The following is a 2,961-nucleotide window of genomic DNA, read 5'->3' as shown; positions in this document are numbered from 1 at the left end:
GCTTAGAAATCGTTATCCAGGAACGTAGCAGCTCTTTACTCCCACTTTGAAGAAGATGAGAGTATTAGAACTGGTAATCATCGGATAAAATTTTATAAAATCTCCATAGGTTAACATTTACATCCTATATATCGTACCATAAGAAAACTTTCATTTCTATAGTATATGGACAAATAATATGGTAATATTATTAAATTGAAAGCATGTAAAAGGAAAGATTTATATTATGATAAAAAACAAAAATAACACTTTAAGTAAAGAACAGTTAACAGCCATTAACTGTACAAATGAAAATATAATAGTCAGTGCAGGTCCTGGAAGTGGAAAAACTGTAGTTATTGTAAATAGAGTTTATGAGCTAATAAATCATAAAAACATATCACCTAAAAATATAGTTATAATAACCTTCACCAAGGCAGCAGCAACTAATATGAGAAATAGGTTCCTAGCCATAGATAAAAATAAGGTAAGTCCTTTCTTTGGAACCTTTCATGGACTTTGCTATAAAATACTAAAGTCTTATTATGGAGAAATTAATATAATAGAACCCTTTGAAAGTTATAGAGTAGTAAAAAACTTTTTAACTGCCTATGTGGAGGATGTTAGTGAAGATAGAGTTAAGGAATATGTAAATGCCATATCTATCTATAAATGCAAGGGAGAATATAATAGAGATGGAAATAATCAAATCGATAAAGAGCTTTTAAAAAACTGTGTAAATTTCTACGAATCCTATAAAAAAGAAAAATCCCTCCTTGACTTTGGAGATCTACAGTTAATATGTAGAGATTTATTTATTAAGAATAGTGCCATATTAAATTCATATCAAAATCAATTTAAACATATATTAGTTGATGAATTTCAAGATAGTGATGATGTGCAAGTGGACATATTAAAGCTTTTAAATAAGGATAATAACTTATTTGTAGTAGGGGATGATGACCAATGCATCTATAGTTTTAGAGGAGCTAACCCATCCTATATAGTAAACTTTAAAGATATATTTAAACAAGGTAAAACCTTATATCTATCTACAAATTATAGATCAAAGCAGAATATAGTAAGATTATCTATGAAGTCTATAAAAAATAATAAGATTAGAACCTCAAAGGATATCAGAGCCAATAAAACTGATGATGGATTAATAAAAGCTCAAGGTGTTCGTGATGAAACAACTCAAGGTACATATATAAGTGATTATATTCTCAAACTAAAGGAAAGTGAAGACAATAACTTTAATAACTTTGCAGTGCTTTATAGAACTAATATAGAAAGTAGAAGTATAATCGATAGTTTTATTAAAAAGAAAATTCCCTTTACCTTACTAGATAGACAATATAATTTTTTCTCTCACTTTATATGCCAAGATATATTAGCTTACCTAAAGTTAAGCATATATCCTCTAAACATGGATAGCTTTACTAGAATAATAAATAAACCCTATAGGTATATAAGTAAAAATAGTATAGAAGAAGTTAAAAAGAACAATGGTTTAGGCAGTACCTTTACTAAATTAAAAAACTTAGATAGTACCCCAATGTTTCAATTAAAAATATTAGATAAACTCGAAAGGGATATTTCTAGCTTAAATAGAATTTCACTACCTTCTGCCGTAGAATTTATTATAGGAGACTTAATGTATCATAAACATCTGGTGGAATATGCACAGAAATATAAATTTTCCATAGAAGATTTAGAAAATGTGTTAAATGAGTTTAAAGAAAGCGTGAAGGGGTTTAAAACTATTAAAGACTTCTTAGAACATGTAAATACTGTAGAAGAGGCAACAAAGAAAGCTAGTTCTAGAAATAAGGATAAAAATGAAGGTGTAATTCTTAGTACTATTCACGGTGTTAAAGGAATGGAATTTGATACGGTATTTATGATTAACACAGTAGATGGAGCTATTCCCTATAAAAATAATGATATAGAGGAAGAGAGAAGACTATTTTATGTAGGAGTTACTAGAGCTATTAACAACTTAATATTTCTTTTCCCTCAATTTATAAGAGGTGAAAAGAAAAATAAATCTCAATTTCTATGTGAGTGCCAGTTAGAAGAAGAGATACTAGAAAGAGTTAAATTTAAGGTTGGAACAACTGTAACCCATAAATTCTATGGAACAGGAACTATAACCTCCTTAGAAGAAAGTAATATCTCTATTAAATTTTCTGATTTAGAGAGAAAATTTGACTTTGATGTTCTTGTAACCAATGGGCTTATGGAGGTCTTCGAAGAGTAACATAAAATTAAATGATTCTATTCATTTTAAAGGTTAAAAAATTACTATTATATATAGTCACGATTATAATATTTGTTATTATATTTGTTATTGATAGAGTTATCGTAAATAAATTAAAACAAAATAATGATTAAATATAAAAAAATTAAGGACTACCATTTGGTAATCCTTATTTTTTTTATTGTTGAGGAGAATTTTAATTTATAATTCAACAATAGTTTTATGATATAATTTATTAAACTATAAAGGAGTGATATATTATATGAAAAAAGATTATAAAGATTACCTAAAGATATTGCTTGTATTTGTTTTAGTAATTATGATAAGAGTCTTTGTCATTGATGTAATAACAGTAGAAGGCATATCAATGTATCCAACATTAAATGAATACCATGATAAGGTTATATTAGAAAAATACAAACAATTTACTGATGATTATGACAGAGGTGATATTGTAGTTATAAAAATGGAGAACAGAAATATTATTAAGAGAGTAATAGGATTGCCTAATGAAACAATTGAGATTAAGAATAGTGATGTATATATAAACGGTGAACTACTTGAAGAACCTTATTTAGATGATAGTGTAAAAACATATCCTGATATGACTATTAAAATACCTAGTGATTCTATATTTGTCATGGGAGATAATAGAGAAAATAGTTTAGATAGCAGAAGTATTGGAGCTATTAAAATAGATGATATTATTGGTAAGAGTG

At 27.1% G+C, this 2,961-nt stretch carries 2 protein-coding genes; both read left to right on the top strand.

The genetic code is table 11. The features are described 5' to 3' along the window. Positions 1–226 precede the first annotated feature (226 nt). Positions 227–2,242 carry an ATP-dependent helicase gene (locus tag B2671_RS05290; RefSeq protein WP_346869479.1) on the top strand — a complete coding sequence of 672 codons (2,016 nt, stop codon included), beginning with the start codon at positions 227–229 and terminating at the stop codon, positions 2,240–2,242. Between the two features lie 262 nt (positions 2,243–2,504). Continuing rightward, positions 2,505–2,961: signal peptidase I (gene lepB / locus B2671_RS05285; RefSeq protein WP_346869478.1), on the top strand; the 457-nt coding region annotated here is incomplete at its 3' end.

It is taken from the genome of Clostridium sp. UBA5119, assembly GCF_002414285.1.
Taxonomy (GTDB): Bacteria; Bacillota; Clostridia; order Clostridiales; family Clostridiaceae; genus Clostridium_J; species Clostridium_J sulfidigenes.
The sequence above is the reverse complement of the archived record's forward strand: the minus strand, read 5'-3'. Positions and strand labels throughout refer to the sequence as shown.